This window comes from Kribbella sp. NBC_00382 (assembly GCF_036067295.1).
Classification (GTDB): domain Bacteria; phylum Actinomycetota; class Actinomycetes; order Propionibacteriales; family Kribbellaceae; genus Kribbella.
On sequence record NZ_CP107954.1, the window covers coordinates 7,988,195 to 8,004,354 of the forward strand.

General features: G+C 67.8%; 10 protein-coding genes. 6 read left to right on the plus strand and 4 right to left on the minus strand.

Going from position 1 to position 16,160, the window contains the following annotated elements; translation table 11 throughout:
- Nucleotides 1-395: 395 nt before the first annotated feature.
- The 3 genes from OHA70_RS37460 (at nt 396) to OHA70_RS37470 (ending at nt 3,501) form a co-directional block, all read left to right on the plus strand.
- A complete protein-coding gene (locus tag OHA70_RS37460; RefSeq protein ID WP_328326206.1) occupies nt 396-584 on the plus strand; it encodes a hypothetical protein in 189 nt (62 codons plus the stop codon).
- A gap of 205 nt (nt 585-789) precedes the next feature.
- A complete protein-coding gene (locus OHA70_RS37465; RefSeq protein WP_328326208.1) occupies nt 790-2,577 on the plus strand; it encodes a sigma-54-dependent Fis family transcriptional regulator in 1,788 nt (595 codons plus the stop codon).
- 60 nt (nt 2,578-2,637) lie between these two features.
- Complete coding sequence (locus OHA70_RS37470) at nt 2,638-3,501, plus strand: aminoglycoside phosphotransferase family protein (protein WP_328326210.1); 864 nt, start codon at nt 2,638-2,640, stop codon at nt 3,499-3,501.
- On the opposite strand, the gene OHA70_RS37475 is transcribed toward OHA70_RS37470, so the two are convergent.
- Nucleotides 3,493-6,333 carry an ATP-binding protein gene (locus OHA70_RS37475; RefSeq protein ID WP_328326212.1) on the minus strand — a complete coding sequence of 947 codons (2,841 nt, stop codon included), beginning with the start codon at nt 6,331-6,333 and terminating at the stop codon, nt 3,493-3,495. The two genes, OHA70_RS37470 and OHA70_RS37475, sit on opposite strands and share 9 nt — an antisense overlap.
- A gap of 191 nt (nt 6,334-6,524) precedes the next feature.
- On the opposite strand from OHA70_RS37475, the gene OHA70_RS37480 reads away from it, so the two are divergent.
- Nucleotides 6,525-9,455, plus strand: a complete 2,931-nt coding sequence (locus OHA70_RS37480) for a S8 family serine peptidase (RefSeq protein WP_328326214.1) — start codon at nt 6,525-6,527, stop codon at nt 9,453-9,455.
- Nucleotides 9,456-9,494: 39 nt separating this feature from the next.
- Here OHA70_RS37480 and OHA70_RS37485 read toward each other — a convergent pair whose 3' ends face one another.
- Both OHA70_RS37485 and OHA70_RS37490 read right to left on the minus strand, forming a co-directional pair.
- Entirely contained in the window at nt 9,495-10,868 is a 1,374-nt protein-coding gene (locus tag OHA70_RS37485) for a hypothetical protein (protein WP_328326216.1), read from the minus strand.
- A 42-nt stretch (nt 10,869-10,910) separates the two neighbouring features.
- Nucleotides 10,911-12,200: an aspartate aminotransferase family protein gene (locus OHA70_RS37490; RefSeq protein ID WP_328326218.1), complete on the minus strand. Its 1,290-nt coding sequence runs from the start codon at nt 12,198-12,200 to the stop codon at nt 10,911-10,913.
- 74 nt (nt 12,201-12,274) lie between these two features.
- On the opposite strand from OHA70_RS37490, the gene OHA70_RS37495 reads away from it, so the two are divergent.
- Complete coding sequence (locus OHA70_RS37495; protein ID WP_328335292.1) at nt 12,275-13,366, plus strand: LOG family protein; 1,092 nt, start codon at nt 12,275-12,277, stop codon at nt 13,364-13,366.
- Between the two features lie 5 nt (nt 13,367-13,371).
- Here OHA70_RS37495 and pdxY read toward each other — a convergent pair whose 3' ends face one another.
- Nucleotides 13,372-14,223 carry a pyridoxal kinase PdxY gene (pdxY, locus tag OHA70_RS37500; protein ID WP_328326220.1) on the minus strand — a complete coding sequence of 284 codons (852 nt, stop codon included), beginning with the start codon at nt 14,221-14,223 and terminating at the stop codon, nt 13,372-13,374.
- 95 nt (nt 14,224-14,318) lie between these two features.
- Between pdxY and OHA70_RS37505 the strand changes: the two genes are divergently transcribed.
- Nucleotides 14,319-16,100, plus strand: a complete 1,782-nt coding sequence (locus OHA70_RS37505; protein WP_328326222.1) for a hybrid sensor histidine kinase/response regulator — start codon at nt 14,319-14,321, stop codon at nt 16,098-16,100.
- Nucleotides 16,101-16,160 lie beyond the last annotated feature (60 nt).

Genomic DNA, 16,160 nt, shown 5'->3' on the forward strand with positions numbered 1-16,160 from the left:
GATTTCTTGAAGTTCTGAAACCGGCGTACGACTTCAACGGACGAGCGAAGAGGCGAACCTACTGGCTTGGTCCTGGCCGGCTGGTTCGCCGCCTTCATCCTGCCCGCAGCCATCGCCGACCACCTAGACCCAACCCTCACCAACAGCTGGAGTTCGTGATGTTCAGCGTGTGGTCGTCGCGTTAGCCGGACCGCCACCACTCACAAACCTCAACTGATCGCATCGGGCCAAGCATGCGCAGGCGTGCTCCGGGGTGGAACGGCAGGTTTGTGAGTGGTGGCGGTCCGGGCCTGCCGCCCAACATCACGAACTCCGGCTGTAGCACTAGGCGAACTGGCCCTGGGTGGGCATGCGGGCGGCAAGCTTGGAGGCCGCCCATCTAAAGCGGAGGTACCGTGAAGCTCCACGACGGTGCCGATCCGCGCATCATCTGCGAACCGTATTTCGGGCAAGCACTATCTGACACCCTAGGCAGCAACGTCACCCAGCAGCACCACGACTTCTTCGACGAGGCCGTCTTCTCAACCGGCCGCGACAGCATCCTGTGGCCAGGCTGTGGTGTCCACTTCCGGTGGGACCGCTGATCCGCAGGATCGTCCTCTAAGTCAGCTACAAACGCACCGCGCAACGTAAGGCCCGACACTCTGCTGAACCACCGCGGCAGTAGCTCTTCTCCGTAGTTCTTCTCTGTAGTTACCGATCTCACCGCGGCTGGGACCTTGCGCTTGTCTCGATCTGAGACAGAGTGGGAAGGCGGACGCACCTTGAGTGATGGCCAGGGAGGCCGCTGTGGAACGAGCGCACTGGACCGAAGCACCTCGGACTGGCCGGATGTTGCGGCAGGCCAGGGATACCTTCTTGTCGTCCGGCGATCTCGAGCCCGGGCTGGTGCGCGAATCGATCCAGGCATCGTGGTTGCGGTCGTCCCGGCTGCGGGTGGACGCCGAGACCGTCGACCCCAGCTACCTGGGTCTGGAGGGGCCGACACCGCTCGCGCTGTCGGCTGCTCCGGTCCTGAGCGCCCTGGCCGACGAGCTCGCGAACGAGTCGGTCAGCATCATCCTGACCGACCAGCACGGGCTCGTACTGCAGCGGACCTGCCCTGATCCGTCGCTGATCAGGCAGCTCGACCGGGCGTCCCTGTCCCCCGGCTTCAGCTACGCGGAGGAGCAGGTCGGTACGAACGGCATCGGGACCACCTTGGAGGCCGGCGTCCCAACGATGGTGACGGGGAGCGAACACTTCACCGGGCCGCTCGGTGATTTTGCCTGTGCGGGGGCGCCGATCCACCATCCGGTGACGGGCTCGCTGCTCGGCGTACTGGATCTGACGTCGTCGGTGGCACACTCGAACGCTTTGCTGATGTTCTGCGCAAGGTCGACGGCTCAGAAGATCGAGCAGCAGTTGCTGACCAGGTCGGGCGCGAAGGAGTTGGCGCTGTTCCGCGACTACCTGGCCGCATGCCAGCACTCCAGCAGCGGGGTGATCGCGCTCAGCGGTGACCTGGTGATGATGAACAGCCAGGCGCAGCAGCGGTTCGACCCTGCCGATCAGACTGCTCTCCTGGCCCGCTCGCGCGACGCTGCGGGTTCCTCCGAGCCGTTGACGCTGGTTGCTGATCTGCCGAGTGGGCTGGTGGCTCGGCTGGACTATCGGCCGGCGTTTGCCGGTTCGAAGTTCGCTGGTGGGGTGTTACGGATCCAGGTGCAGTCGGGGTTGGACGCGACTACTGGGGCGGCGCGCAACGTAGTACCGGTGATGCCTGGGCTTGCTGGGCGCAGTGCTACTTGGCAGCGGGTGTGTGAGGCAGTGGACACCAGTCGGCGCAACGGCTCGTGGGTAGTGCTCGAAGGCGAAGGCGGTGTCGGCAAGATCGCGTTGCTGCGCTCGGTGAACCAGCTACGCAATGGCAGTGGGCTCTTCCGGGTCATGGATGCATCCGAGTGCGGCCCTGGGTGGCTGGACACGGTTGCTGATGAGTTGTCGGCCGGGGCGGGATCACTGGTCATCCGCCGCGCGCATCTGCTCGACAGTGATTCGGTGAGTGGGCTGTCGGAGCTACTGCTCGAGCGCGCAGACCAGCAGAGCGAGTTGTGGGTCGCACTGACGGTGCATAGCGAGCCGCGCAACCCTGACGTGGATGCGCAACTGCTGCCGCTCTTCTCCCACACAGTGCAGGTACCACCCCTGCGGCACCACCTGGAAGACATGCACAAGCTGGTACCGCACCTGCTGGGCCGCCTCAACCGCGCGAACAACCTCAGCATCTCCCCCAGCGCCCTGGCCCAGCTGATGCGACTCCCCTGGCTCGGCAACGTCGAGCAGCTCCGTCGCGTCCTCCTGCGCATCGCCCAGCAACGGCGCTCCGGCACCATCGACCTGGACGACCTGCCCGGCGAGTGCCGAGCCATCACCCGCCGCCGCCTCAGCCAGCTCGAGTCCCTCGAGCGCGACGCCGTCGTGAAGGCCCTCGTCATCCACCGCGGCAACAAGGACAAGGCCGCCAGCGATCTGGGCATGTCCCGAGCCACCATCTACCGCAAGATCCGCGACTACGGCATCAACCTGACCATCTGAAAACTGGCCATCTGAAAACGCTTTGCCACGCAGCTCGGCCACGCTGGAGACTTGGCCGGGATGAGTGACAACAGCGCTTCAGACGGTCGTGCGGGCATCGACGTAGGCCTGGTTCGGCGATTGATCAAGGCCCAGTTCCCGCAGTGGGGCGACTTGCCGATCACGCCGGTCAAGGTCGACGGGTGGGACAACCGGACCTATCGGCTCGGCGACTCGTTGACGGTGCGGCTCCCCACGGCTGCTGGTTATGCGCCGGCTGTGGACAAAGAGGATGAGTGGCTGCCTCGCCTGGCGCCGCACCTGCCGGTCGCGGTGCCTGAGCCGGTCGGCAAGGGTGTCCCTGGCGAGGGATACGCCTTCAACTGGTCGGTTCGACGCTGGCTGGATGGCGAGACGGCGTCGGTTGAGCGCATTGAGGATCTGACCGGCTTTGCTGTCTCCGTGGCTTCGTTCATCCGCGCGTTGCAGCGGTGCGACGCTACTGGTGGGCCGGCGGGTGGGGCGCACAGCTTCTTCCGGGGCGCGCCGCCGGTGCATTACGACGATGAGACTCGGCGTGCGCTGGTCACCTTGGCCGACAAGGTGGACGTCGCGGCTTGTACCGAGGTGTGGGAAGCGGCGATCGGATCGTCCTTCGCCGGGCCGCCGGTGTGGTTCCACGGGGACATCGCGCACGGGAATCTGCTGGTCGCCGACGGAATGCTGTCGGCTGTGATCGACTTCGGTACTTCGGGAGTCGGCGACCCCGCTTGCGATCTGGTGATCGCGTGGACTCTCTTCTCGGGCAAGAGTCGCGAGGCGTTCCGGCGTACGGTCGCGCAGGACGCGGGGACCTGGGCGCGGGCGCGCGGCTGGGCATTGTGGAAGGCCCTGATCACGGACGATCTGTACGTCGTCGAGCAGGTGCTGGCCGACTCAGTCTGAGTTGACCAGGTCCGCGCGGGAGGACGCGTTGAGTTTGCGGAGGACCTTGGCGACGTGTTGCTCGACTGTGCGGGGTGAGAGGAACAGGGCGTCGGCGATCTCCCGGTTGGTGTGGCCGCGGCCGAGTAGGCGGGCCACCTCCTGCTCGCGCGGAGACAGCTCGGCGCCGTAGCCGCGGCGGCCTCGGCGGGAGGGTGCGGCGATCCCGTGGTTGCGTAGCTCGTGACGGCAGCGGGCAGCATCTCGCAGCGCGCCCAGGCGGTCGAAGGTCTCTGCCAACTGGGCGAAGGCGTCCGCTGGTTCCTTCAGGGCAAGCCTGCAATGCGCTGCCCGCTCGGCGACCAGTGCGGCGAAGTACGGCGCCGGCAGGGCCTCGTACTGGAGCTCTACCTCTCTATACAGCCCAACCGCCCGCCTGTAGTCGCCTTCGTACTCCGCGAGCTGCGCCCGCCCGCAATGCAGCGCCACCCGTGCCAGTGGCGCCTCCAGGCCGCTCGTGCAGTCGTCCAACTCCCCCAACAGCTTCCGTACCTCGTCATCCCGTCCGTCGGCGAGCAAGACCGCCACGGCCGTCGGTACCAGCTCGCCTGCCCAGGACCACACCTGTTTGCCACGCAGGAGATCCAAACCGCGGTTGACCGTCGATACCGCCGCCTGGAGCTCAGTACGGGAGAGCTGCATCCACGCAAGCAGACCGAAGCTGCCCAACGCGATCGGGGCGATGGCGTTGGCCGGTTCGTCGATCCCGGTGGCGCCCAGGTATGCCTCGGCCTCGGCCCATTCACCACGCGCGACGGCCAGGGATGCCAGTACCAGGGACAGCTCGCTGGTGAGCGGGAACAGGTCGCGGTACTCGTCCAGTAGCTGACTCGCGCGCTCGTCGAGCCCGGACCACTCACCGGTGAACCAGTCGACTCTCGCTTGGGTAGCGCGCGCAGTACTCACGACGAAAGGTGCTCCGCAGTCGGTAGCGAACTGGAGACCGCTACCAAGGAAGTCGGCGGCTTTGGCGTAGTAGCCGATCGACATGCACGCGTCGGCGAGGTTGCAGTGCGCCCTGGCCAGGTGTCGCAGCTCTGCCCCACCGGCCCGGTCAGATCCCAGCTCCGCGACCTCAGTCAGGACGAAGGGATCACCGGCGTGCAGTCGCGAGGCCAGCAGGTTCGCCCGCAGTGAGGTGATCAGCACTGGATCGGTGGCCCGGTCGAGGCGCTCGTCGGCCCGCTGTGCCCACAGCCCGGTCTCGTCGAGTGCGGACGCCCCCAGCCAGCATTGGGCCAGGACGGCGATGGCTCGCGCCTCCAGGTCCGGCCGGTCGCCCAGGTCTCCAAGGGCTCTCTCGATCTCGGCCCGGCCGGCCGCGATGCCGCCCGCCGCCCGGATCATCAGCAGGCCCGCGTAGAGGCGCACCTCGCCGCGGATACCCGGAGACAGGCGCTGGTCGGTCAGTAGTCGCTGCAGCGTGTCCATCGGGTCCCGCTGATCCAGGCCCGTGTAGGCCACCGACCCCAGCTTCGACGCGAGTCGGTCCACTGCCTCGACGCACAGGTCGGGCTCGGCAAGAAGGCGCTGCAGCAGCCGGGTAGCAGTCGAGGCGTCGCCGATCTCTCCCGCCCTATCCGCTGCAGCCTCTCCGAACCGCCGCCAGTCCTGCGTACGGCCCGCTAGCCGACTGTGCTCGGCCAGCTGGAGCAATGGCTGTGGAGTGGCCTCGGCAAGGGTTTCAGCGATCCTCCTGTGCAGTGCCTGCCGGTGCGGACTGGGCAGGCTGTCGTAGACCGCCTGCCGACCTAGAGCATGGCGGAAGTCGTAGCGGCCGTCACCCGAGTCCCGCAGGACTCCTGCTGCCAGTGCAGACGTAAGCGCCGCATCCACGGCGTCCTCGGCCAAGCCGGTCACCTGCCTGAGCAACTCACCCGTTGCCGGAATCCCCAGCGCTGCCGTGGCATAGCTGACCTCCCGAGCCTCCTCCGCCAGCCCGGAGAGCCGTTCAGCCATCGCATCCCGCAGCAGGGCCGGTACTTCGACATGCTCGAGCGCCCGCCGCGCAGTACCCCCGTCGACCGGCAAGGGCAGCGTCCGTACCGCCTCCTCGATCACTGCGGGGATCCCGGCCGTCCGGTCGTACAGCAACTCGGCCAGGTCAGCCGCGATCGCCTCCACGCCCAGTACTCCGGCGGACAGCGACCGTACTCCGGCAAGGTCCAGCGGCTGCAACGTGAGCACAGCGCTCGGCAACCCCACCGGCGGCCGGTACTCCGCCCCCAGCGGCGGCCCCGAGGTGAGGTCCTCCCGTCGGTACGTGACCAGGATCGACAGGTTCTCCGGCGGATCCGTCATCAGGAATCGCAACAGCTGGCGCGACCCGTCATCCGCCCAATGCAGATCCTCCACCACTAGCAGGGCCGGACCGGCAGCGGCCAGCAGCTCGCGGATGGCCCGGAACACCTGGTGCCGCTCGGTCGCTGGGTCGGCAGCGGGCCAATGCGCGTCGGGGAACCGGTCCGCGAGCTCGGGCAGGAGGGGGCGCAGTACCGAGGTCAGCCGACTCAGCGGAGTACCGGAGTGGCGTGGATAGCTCCTTAGCGCCTCCACGACCGCGCCGTACGGGAAGGGCTCTCGCAGCGGTTGGCAGTAGCCGACCATGAGGTGCCTGTCGCGCACGTCAGGCTCCCGGAGCAACTCGCTGACCAGGCGGCTCTTGCCGATCCCTGCCTCGCCCTCGACCAGGGCAACACCGGACCGGCCCGCGGTGGCGGCCAGCAGGCGTAGCTCATCGCCGCGGCCGACCAGCACTGGCGAACTGGTCCTGGTGATCGGTGCTCCAGCCATCTGCGCTCCCGTGGATGTGGGGGCGAGCCTACGTCGGGAAAGGGATTTCTGTGAGGGTCGCGACACCAATAGTCACGTACCCCTACCTACTACTGCCCGGATTGTTCCCGCACCGGCCCGCCACGACAGTGATCGGACCGGCTGCCCCAACTCACTCCGCCCTGGGCGGCCGGGGACCGAACGGAGAGCTCATGAAACTCGTGCGGACAGGGGCCTACGGGGCCCTCGCGTGCCTGGCGCTCGCAGTAGTTGCCCCACCGGCTCAGGCGGCCGCCCCACCGCCGGCGCCGAGCCCGACCATCCGGGGCGCCGGTGCTCCCGGCACCATTCCCGGCAGCTACATAGTCGTGCTGAAGGACGGCGCCCGCGCAACGGCGTCCAACCTGGCTTCTAAGTACGGCGGCAAGGTCAAGCTGACCTACACCACCGCACTGCGCGGCTTCTCGGCCTCGTTGACCGAAGCGGAGGCGCTACGACTCGCTGCGGACCCGGAGGTCAAGTACGTCGAGCAGGACGGCAAGGCCCACGCCACTGACCGGCAGGCCAACCCGACCTGGGGACTCGACCGGATCGACCAGAAGACCCTGCCGCTCGACCAGGGGTACACCTATGCGACCAAGGCGGCCAACGTCACGGCGTACATCGTCGACACCGGCATCTACAAGCAGCACTCCGAGTTCGGCGGCCGGGCCACCGACGGCTACGACTTCATCGACAACGACGCGATCGCCAACGACTGCAACGGGCACGGCACGCATGTGTCCGGCACGGTCGGCAGTACGACGTACGGCGTGGCCAAGGGCATCTCGCTGGTCGGCGTACGGGTGCTGGACTGCCAGGGCAACGGCGAGTGGTCGCAGGTGATCGGCGGGATCGACTGGGTCGCCAAGAACGCGAAGAAGCCGGCCGTCGCGAACATGAGCCTGTCGGGCGAGACGAACTCCTCGGTCGACGACGCGGTCAAGCGCGCGGTCGCCGCGGGCGTCACCTTCTCCATTGCCGGCGGCAACAACAACGGCGGGGACGCCTGCAGCTACAGCCCGGCCCGGACGCCGGAGGCGATCACCGTCGGCGCCACCGACAACCAGGACAACCGGTCGAGCTTCTCCAACATCGGCTCCTGCTTGGACATCTTCGCCCCGGGATCGGGCATCACCTCGACCTGGAACAACGGCGGCACCAACAGCATCAGCGGTACATCGATGGCGGCGCCACACGTCGCAGGTGCCGCGGCGCTCTACCTCGCGGGCAACCCGTCCGCCACGCCGGCCGCTGTCGCCTCGGCGCTGACCAGCAACGCCAGCGCGGGCGTGGTGAAGAACGCGGGCAGCGGCTCCCCGAACAAGCTGCTCTACACCGGCTTCATCGGCGGCGGCGACCCCGAGCCGCCAACCTGTGCGGGTGGCTCCTCGACCGAGGACGCAGCCATCCCCGACGCAGGCGCCGCGGTCTCCACGTCGGCCACGATCAGCGGCTGCGACGGGAACGGTACGTCGAACACCAGCGTCAAGGTGGACATCAACCACAGCTACACCGGCGATCTCCAGGTCGACCTGGTCGGGCCGTCGGGCGCTGTCATCAACCTGCGCCGGGCCGGCGGCATCGGCTCCCCCGACGGACTGCACCAGACCTTCACCGCCAACACCTCGGGTGAGACCCGCAACGGCACCTGGAAGCTGCAGGTGAAGGACGTCTACCGCTTCGACACCGGCACCCTCGACGGCTGGTCGCTGAACTTCACGCCGTCGGCCGCCAACTACGAGGGCGACACCGTACCGGTGAAGTCGTCTACCCCTGGCGCCAACTTCGCCGGTGGACAGGACGCGACCGTCAGCGAGTTCCCGTCCATCATCGCCGGACTGCGTGAGGGCGGCACCCGTCCGCAGGGCCAGACCTGCACCGGTACGGCGATCGCGCCGCGCAAGATCCTGATCGCGGCACACTGTGCGGACGCGGTCGGCGCCAAGAGCTTCCTGTACGGGCTCAACGACCTCAACGCCGGTGGTGGCACCCGGGTCGGCGTGGTCTCGTACACGAAGCATCCGAAGTACGTGAACTTCGACCAGGGGTACGACGTCGCGGTGGTCACCACGAACGCGGACATCCCGGTGCCCGGCGGCAAGTACGCGTCGTACGCGACCTCGGCCGACAACGGTCTGGAGAAGCCGGGCGTCACGGCGCAAGGCTTCGGCTACGGCAAGAAGGACTTCGACGACACCACCCGCGACGTCACGCTGGACAAGGCGTCGCTGCCGATCGTCGACGGCTCACAGGTCTGCAACGGCGTCGGCGCCGGCTTCAAGCCCGCGACGATGATCTGCGCCGGGTACGCCGACGGCCGGGTGTCCATCCTGCCCGGGGACAGCGGCGGTCCGCTGATCGTCCAGGGCAAGGTGATCGGCGTCGCCTCCTGGAGCCGCTCGGACTTCAAGTGGTACAGCGTCTACGGCCGGCTCACCAACGACATGGGCGACTGGGTCAAGACCCAGGTCGGCGACGCGCCGCCCACCGGCGACTTCGGCGTCGCCGTCTCACCGTCGTCGGTGAAGGTTGCCCCAGGCAAGTACATCTCGACCACGGTGACCAGTACCGCGGGATCGAGCGGTGCGGAGAACCTGAGCCTCACCGCGTCGGGTCTGCCGACCGGTGCCACGGCCACCTTCCAGCCGGAGTCGATCAGCTCGGGCAATGCCGCCAAGCTGACCCTCGAAGCCGGCGCCGGCACACCCGCGGGCAACCACACCGTCGTGGTCACCGCAACCAACTCCGCCGGCAAGACGGCCACCGCCAACGTGACCCTGACGGTCGAGGGCAGCCAGCCCCCGACAGGCGACGTACAGGTCACCGCTACGCCGTCCAGTGGGTCAGTCACCCAAGGCCAGCTGGCCCAGACGGTGGTCAAGGCCTCCGGTGGTACGGGCAACCTGACTCTCACGGCCACCGGCACTCCGGCTGGTACGCAGGTCTTCTTCAACCCCACCACCATCGCCCAGAACGGTACGAGCAACGTCTGGTTCTTCACCAGCTTCCAGACGCCGCGGGGCACCTATGCCATCACTGTCACGGCCCGCTCGGCCGACGGCAAGACCGGCAGCACGAAGTACAACCTCACCGTCCGCTAGGACGGCCTGACGGGCTCCCGCTTCACAAGCGGGAGCCCGTCAGGGCAGTAGTTCGAGAACCTTGGCGATGATCGTCAGCGCCGGAGTGGCGATGTCGGCCGCCTTGCTCACGGTGGTCTTGATCCGCTCGAGTTGCGTGCGGGTCTTGCCGCCGTCGGGCGCTCCGGTGTCGAGCTCGCCGGCCACCTCGTTGATCAGCTGCGCGACCTGCTCGCGTTGCTCGTCGGTCAACTGCTCGCTGGTCAGCACGAGTCGCAGCAGACCCGCGAGGTCGGTACCGGCGCCGTGGCTGTTCTGGAAGTCGGTGATGACCGTGTTGACGGGCCGGTTGATGAAGGTCGTCTGGCCGTGGAAGTTGAAGTTCTCGGTCATCGCCTGTCCTCCGCTGTGGATGAATACGGTGGCGCCTTTGAATTCGAAGCCTCCGGCGGCGGCCGGGACCACCTCGGCCCGCAGCCGCTGCCCGGCCGCCATCAGACTCTTCCGTAGGGCCAACCGGGCCGGCAGATTCTCGCTGACGCCCTGACCCTCGTCGTTGAGAATCCGGGACAGGTCCCCGAGGAGCTCCCGGAAGGCTCCCAGATCGGCGTTCCGGACCGGAAAGACGAAGCGGTCACGACTGTCGCCGCCGCGCAGCTGAAGCACCAGGCAAGGTAGGTCTCCCGGCCGCACCCCGAGCTCGCGGGCCACCTCGTAGGCGCCGAGCTTGTCGTACGGCGTCCAGTTCAGCCAGCGCAGGGCCGAGAGCATCCGGTACAGGTCGGGGTCGAGGCTGTCCTTCCAGTACCGCTTGACCGTGCGCCACTTCTGCGGGCGCTCGAGGACGGAGATCTGGAACAGCTCGCCGGACAGGGCGTTCAGCTCGTCGAAATGCGTCCGGACGAAGGTGGCCAGCTCGACATCGGCGTCGGTGTAGAGCAGTACGCCATGAAGCTTGGTGGTCTTCGCCGTCTTCAACTCGGCGTACTGGAGCTGGGCGAACACCTGCGTCGGGTTGGGCGCCGGCAACAGCTCGTACATCCCCATCGGCGGGTGCTCGATGCAGAGGACCACCACGTCATCGTCCAGCAGACCGGCCGCCGAGACCGTCTCATCGAGCTCGAACACTTGGCCGGTGGCCGCATCCTCGAGCCAGATCTGGAGCAGCTCCAGGTCCTCGAGCGGATCGGCCACCAGCCCGGCCGCTTGCGCAGCGGTCAGGGCGGTGGCCGTCAGCTCGCGGATCGACAGGGCCTCGCCGACCTCGACAGAACAGGCGACGGAACCGACAGTCTGGTCGAGCTTCTCCCAGCGCTGCCTCGCCGGCGCCGACCGGTCGAAGACCTCGCTGTCGGCCATCAGCCAGGCGATGTCCTCGCCGAAGGCCGAATAGCCGACGAGGTCACCCTCGCGTACGGCGACGTACAGGCGCATCCGCTCCCCTGACGTGATCGGCGCCGGACCCCCGGCGGTTGGTCAGCGTAGCGTGTTGAAGGAGTCCCGGAGGATCTCTATCGCCTCGGTGGTTTCTTCTTCGGTCAGGGTCATCGGTGGGGCCATCCGGAGGACGTTGCCGTAGAGGCCGCCCTTGCCGATCAGCAGGCCGCGGTTCATCGCTTCTTGCTGGAGCTTGACGGTGGTGGGCGCGTCCGGCTTGCCGTCGGCCGGGTTGATCAGCTCGGTGGCGAGCATCAGGCCCTTGCCGCGGACATCGCCGAGTTCGGGGAACTCGTCCGAGATGCCACGAAGGCCGTCGAGGAGCTGGGCACCGCGCTTGGCGGCGTTGGCCTGCAGGTCGTTGTCGACGAGGTAGTCGATCGTCGCCTTCGCCGCGCTGGTGGAGATCGGGTTGCCGCCGAAGGTGGACAGGCTGTTCGCGCTGAGGCTGTCCATCAGCTCGGGGCGTGCGACCACACCACCGATGGCGAACCCGTTGCCGAGACCCTTCGCGAACGTCATCGCGTCCGGTACGACGTCATGCGCCTGAATCCCCCAGAAGTGGTCGCCGGTCCGGCCCCAGCCGGTCTGCACCTCGTCGGAGATGAAGAGGATGCCGTACTCGTCCAGCACCTCCTTGAACGCGGCGTACAGGCCGTCGGGCGGGGACGAGAAGCCGCCGACCCCCTGGATCGGCTCGACGATCATGCAGGCGACGTCGCCCGCAGTACCGGTGTCGATCACGTTGCGCAGATCGTCGACGCAGACCTTGATGTACTCCGCGTCCGGCAGGTCCTTGAAGGGGCTGCGATAGCGATAAGCGCCCTGCACGTACTGGACGTTGACCGGCGACAGGCTGCTCGCCGACCAGCCACGGTTGCCGGTGATCGCGACCGTGCCGAAGCCGCGGCCGTGGTACGAGTTGCGCATCGCCAGCACCTGGTTGGAGCGGCGTTTCTGAGTGGCGAACAGCATCGCCGCCTCGTTCGCCTCTGTGCCGGAGTTGGTGAAGAACACCTTCGCGTCCGGGATGCCGGACAGCTCGGCGATCTTCTCGGCCAGCTCGATCTGCCGCCGGATCAGGTAGACGGTCGAGGTGTGCGCGATCCCGGTCGCCAGCTGCTCGCGAACCGCGTCGGAGATCTCCGCGATGTCGTACCCGATCGCGTTGGTCAGGATGCCGGCGAAGAAGTCCAGATACTCCTTGCCCTCGCCGTCGGTGACCCGGCGGCCGGATCCCTTGACGATCTCGATCGGCTGCTCGTAGTACAAGGCGAGCCAATCCGGCATGACGGCCTGGTGACGCTCCCACAGCTCCGCATGTGTCATGACTTATGCCTACCTCATCCAAGAGCCGACCGCTATCAGGGCCCGGCGGTGGCCTAGGGTAACTCCTCGTGACAATGCCGAGTATCGCTCACCTTGACATCGAGTCGCTGCGGCATTTCGACGAGGTGATCGCCGCCGGAGCCAGCTCGATGGCCGGCTGGCGGGTGCAGTCGGTGGATCTCACCGGGCGGACGGCGGTACTGCTCAAGCTGTCACCGATGGGCTCACTGTTCCTGGGCTGCCCGATGGAGGAGACCGCGGCCGACTGGGTGCGCGACGGCGGCGGCCTGATCTTCCCGACCATCCCGGAGCTCCCCTTCGACCCCTACCGAGGCAGCCTGTACGACGCGGACGAGCTGTATGCGGGGCTCTCCTCGGGGTACGAAGCCACCCCGGATGCCCAGATCTACGCCTGGTCGAGGCAGTACGACGAGCGCGGCGACACCAGTCGCACCCTGGCGGCCGCGTTGCACGACCACTCGATCGCCGACTCGCTGCACGAGTTGCCCGACGGCAGACCGTGGATCGGCGTGATGGGCGGCCATGGGATCGCCCGTACCGACCCGACGTACCGGTCAGCCGTCCTGCTCGGCCGCACGCTCGCCCGGGCTGGGCTGACCGTCGCAACCGGCGGTGGCCCCGGTGCCATGGAGGCGGCCAACCTGGGGTCGAGCCTTTCGGCGTACGACGATGCAGCGGTCTCCTCCGCCCTCGACATGCTCGCCGGTACGCCGTCCTTTCGCCCGTCGATCGCCGACTGGGCTATGACCGGTCTTGCCGTCCGTAAGGCTTTCCCGGGCGACGGTGGAGTCTCCATCCCGACCTGGTTCTACGGGCACGAGCCGCCGAACGTCTTCGCGAGCTCCATCGCCAAGTACTTCTCCAACGCCCTCCGCGAGGACGTCCTGCTCAGCCGGGCCCGCGGCGGCATCATCTACCTCCCCGGAGCCGCCGGTACGGTCCAGGAGATCTTCCAGGCCGTCACCCCCAACTACTACGGCGACGCGGTGATGCAGACCCCGATGATCCTGGTAGATGTCGAGCACTGGTCACGCACGGTCCCCGTCTGGGACGTCCTGGGCCGCCTGGCCGCCGGCCGACCGATGGAGTCTTCGATCCACCTGGTCGACTCGATCGAGGAAGCCGTCGACCTGATCTGCTCCTAGTTCTCTCAGGCGACGCGGGACGGCGTGAACTGCATCTGCGGGTTCGCGTACGCCTCCTGCGACTCGACGAGCTGCAGCTCGCGCTCGCCCGACTCGTGCGTGCGGGTGAGTAGGTCGAAGACGCTGGAGGTCGTCCGGGCAAGTGCATCCGCGAGATCGCCCGTACGGCGGTAGTGGGCCGTGAAGAGCGCAGCCGTCACGTCGCCCGAGCCGTTCGCCTTCATCGGGATGTACGGGGTCTGGACTAGCCAGGCGCCGCTGTCGTCGACGGCGAGCATCTCGATCGTGCCGTCCTCGCGGTCGGGCCGCTCGACGCTGGTGACCAGCACCGTGCGCGGTCCGGTGGCCCGTACCAGCTCCACCGAGGCCAGCGTGGACTCCAGGGTGTCCGGCTCAGTACCGGTCAGGAAGCCCAGCTCGAACTGGTTGGGCGTGATGATGTCGGCGGCCGGTACCACCCGATCGCGCAGCAGCACCGGGATGGCCGGGGCTACGAAGCACCCGGACTTCGCATTGCCCATCACCGGGTCGCATGAGTAGACCGCTGCCGGGTTGGCCTTCTTGACCCGCTCCACCGTCTCCAGGATGACGTCGGCGATCCCCTCACCGCCCTGATAGCCCGAGAGCACCGCATCGATCTGCGGGAAGACGCCACGCTCCTCGATGCCCAGCAGGACCTCGCGGACGTCGTCCGGGCTGATCATGGGTCCGCGCCACTCGCCGTAGCCGGTGTGGTTCGAGAAGTTCACCGTGTAGACCGGCAGCACCTCCACACCGATGCGCTGGAGCGGAAAGACGGCTGCGGAGTTGCCCACGTGGCCGTAGGCGACCGCGGACTGGATGGAGAGGATCTTCACCGCTCGATCATGTCACTTCCGCCTGGCGCCAGACCCTCGGCCCGGCTCCACCGTCTGTGCTACACAGGGACCTGGGTGGCCGAAGGGAGCCGGCGATGACTGTCCACGACAGACCTGCGTCGTCACCGGCCGCGCGTGCCGAGGCGCTGAACGCAGTGGCCGAGGACCTTGCCGGTGAGCTTCAGCTGCAGCCCTTGCTGGAGCGCATCCTGCAGCGCTGCACCGAGCTGATGGGCTGCGACGCAGGCTCGATCTCCAGCGTCGACGAGGCAGCAGGCACGTACCGGAAGCAGGCCGACATCGGCATCCGCTGCCAGTCCGGCCGGGTGTTTCCGCTCGGGGAGGGGATGACGGGCGAGGTGGTCCGTCGCCGGGGACCGGTCTGGTTCGACCGGTACGACGATGTCGTCGGCGGACACATCAGCGACGAGGACCGGGCGACGCTCAAGAGCGTGATCGGCGTACCGCTGGAGTGGCGCGGGCGGATCATCGGCGCGTGCGTCGTCTTCTCCCGGGACGCCGGGCGCCGGTTCGAACGCGCCGACGCCGACCTGCTCCGGGTGTTCGCCAAGCACGCGACCATCGCGCTGGTGAACGCCAACTCGTACGAGGCAGCGGAGGAGCGAGCCCGGCTCCAGGCCGCCTCGGCCGAGCGCGGGCGGCTCCTCGACGAGGTGCACGACCTCCTCGCCCAGGGACTCGTCGGCATGATGTCCGGGCTCGAACGCGCTGAGCAGCTCGCTGGTGGAGAGCTGGCCGGCGAGCTCAGGCAGGCTCAGGAGTCGGCGCGGGACACTGTCTCCTCGATCCGCCGGGCGCTCCTCGGCGCGGGCAGCTCCCCGCTGGAGGGCCACAGCCTCGACGACGTACTACGTTCCGAACTCGCCTGGGCATCCCGGGCCCGAGCAGTCGACGCCCGACTAGTAGTCGCCGGTACACCGGTAGCGCTCGACCGTGCCCTGGCGCAACGGGTGTTGAGCGTTGCCCAGGAGGCGATCACCAACATCGTGCAGCACTCACGTGCCAAGACCGTGCGGGTCGGGCTGGCCTACGAGTCGGCCTCGCTCTCGCTACTCGTCCAGGACGACGGGCAGGGGTTCGCGGCTGGGCAGGGGCTGCGGGAGCCGGATGAGTTCCGTACCGGCCTTGGGCTGCGACGCATGGTCGAGTTGGCGCAGGGGGCCGGGGGTTCGCTGTCGCTGGACTCCATGCCTGGCTGGGGAACGAGTATCCGGGCCGTGTTCCCGTATCAACGGGCGGTGGTGGCTAGCGACGTACGGGTGGACGTACTGGTGGTTGCTGCTCAGCCGATGCTGCGGGCTGGGCTGTCGCGGCTGCTTGCTTGGTCTGAGCCGCCGTTCTCGGTAGTCGGCGAGGCTGCTTCGACAGCAGAGGCGCTGGAGGCAGCGGGGAGGCTACGGCCGGCAGTGGCCGTTGTTGCTGTCGATGAGGGCGCGCTGGGGTTGATCCGTGCGCTGGTGGAGGGCGAGCATGCGCCTGCGGTGATCGCGGTCTGCCGGCCTGGCGATGACCAGGCCGTGGTCGATCTGCTGCTGGCCGGTGCGCATGGATGCGTGGAGACCTCGGCCGATGGCGCTGCGTTGGCGGGAGCTGTTGCCGCAGCTGCTCGCGGGGAGTCGATCGTGCCGCACGGTGAGGTGTGGGAGGGCCGGCTGACCAACGTGGACGGGCTGACCGCTCGCGAGCGGGAGGTCAAGGCCCTGATCCAACAGGGGTTGGGCGATCGAGCGATCGGCGAGCAGCTGGTGATCTCGGTCAAGACGGTGGAGAAGCACGTCAGCGCAGTACTGCGGAAGACCGGCGCGCGTAGTCGCTCGGAGCTGATCGCCGGGTCGCACGGGCGGCTGAACCGGTAGGGATTTCCCCCAGTGAAGACGGGGGATTTCCTCGCTGACACCGGGTTGCGCCTCTTCTAG

What these genes read in the sequence shown, in the direction of transcription:
- OHA70_RS37485 (WP_328326216.1), bottom strand. Translation starts at nt 10,868, where the DNA reads ATGCGCCTGTACGTCGCCGTACGCGAGGGTGACCTCGTCGGCTATTCG.
- OHA70_RS37480 (WP_328326214.1), top strand. Translation starts at nt 6,525, where the DNA reads ATGAAACTCGTGCGGACAGGGGCCTACGGGGCCCTCGCGTGCCTGGCG.
- OHA70_RS37470 (WP_328326210.1), top strand. Translation starts at nt 2,638, where the DNA reads ATGAGTGACAACAGCGCTTCAGACGGTCGTGCGGGCATCGACGTAGGC.
- OHA70_RS37475 (WP_328326212.1), bottom strand. Translation starts at nt 6,333, where the DNA reads ATGGCTGGAGCACCGATCACCAGGACCAGTTCGCCAGTGCTGGTCGGC.
- OHA70_RS37495 (WP_328335292.1), top strand. Translation starts at nt 12,275, where the DNA reads ATGCCGAGTATCGCTCACCTTGACATCGAGTCGCTGCGGCATTTCGAC.
- OHA70_RS37505 (WP_328326222.1), top strand. Translation starts at nt 14,319, where the DNA reads ATGACTGTCCACGACAGACCTGCGTCGTCACCGGCCGCGCGTGCCGAG.
- OHA70_RS37490 (WP_328326218.1), bottom strand. Translation starts at nt 12,200, where the DNA reads ATGACACATGCGGAGCTGTGGGAGCGTCACCAGGCCGTCATGCCGGAT.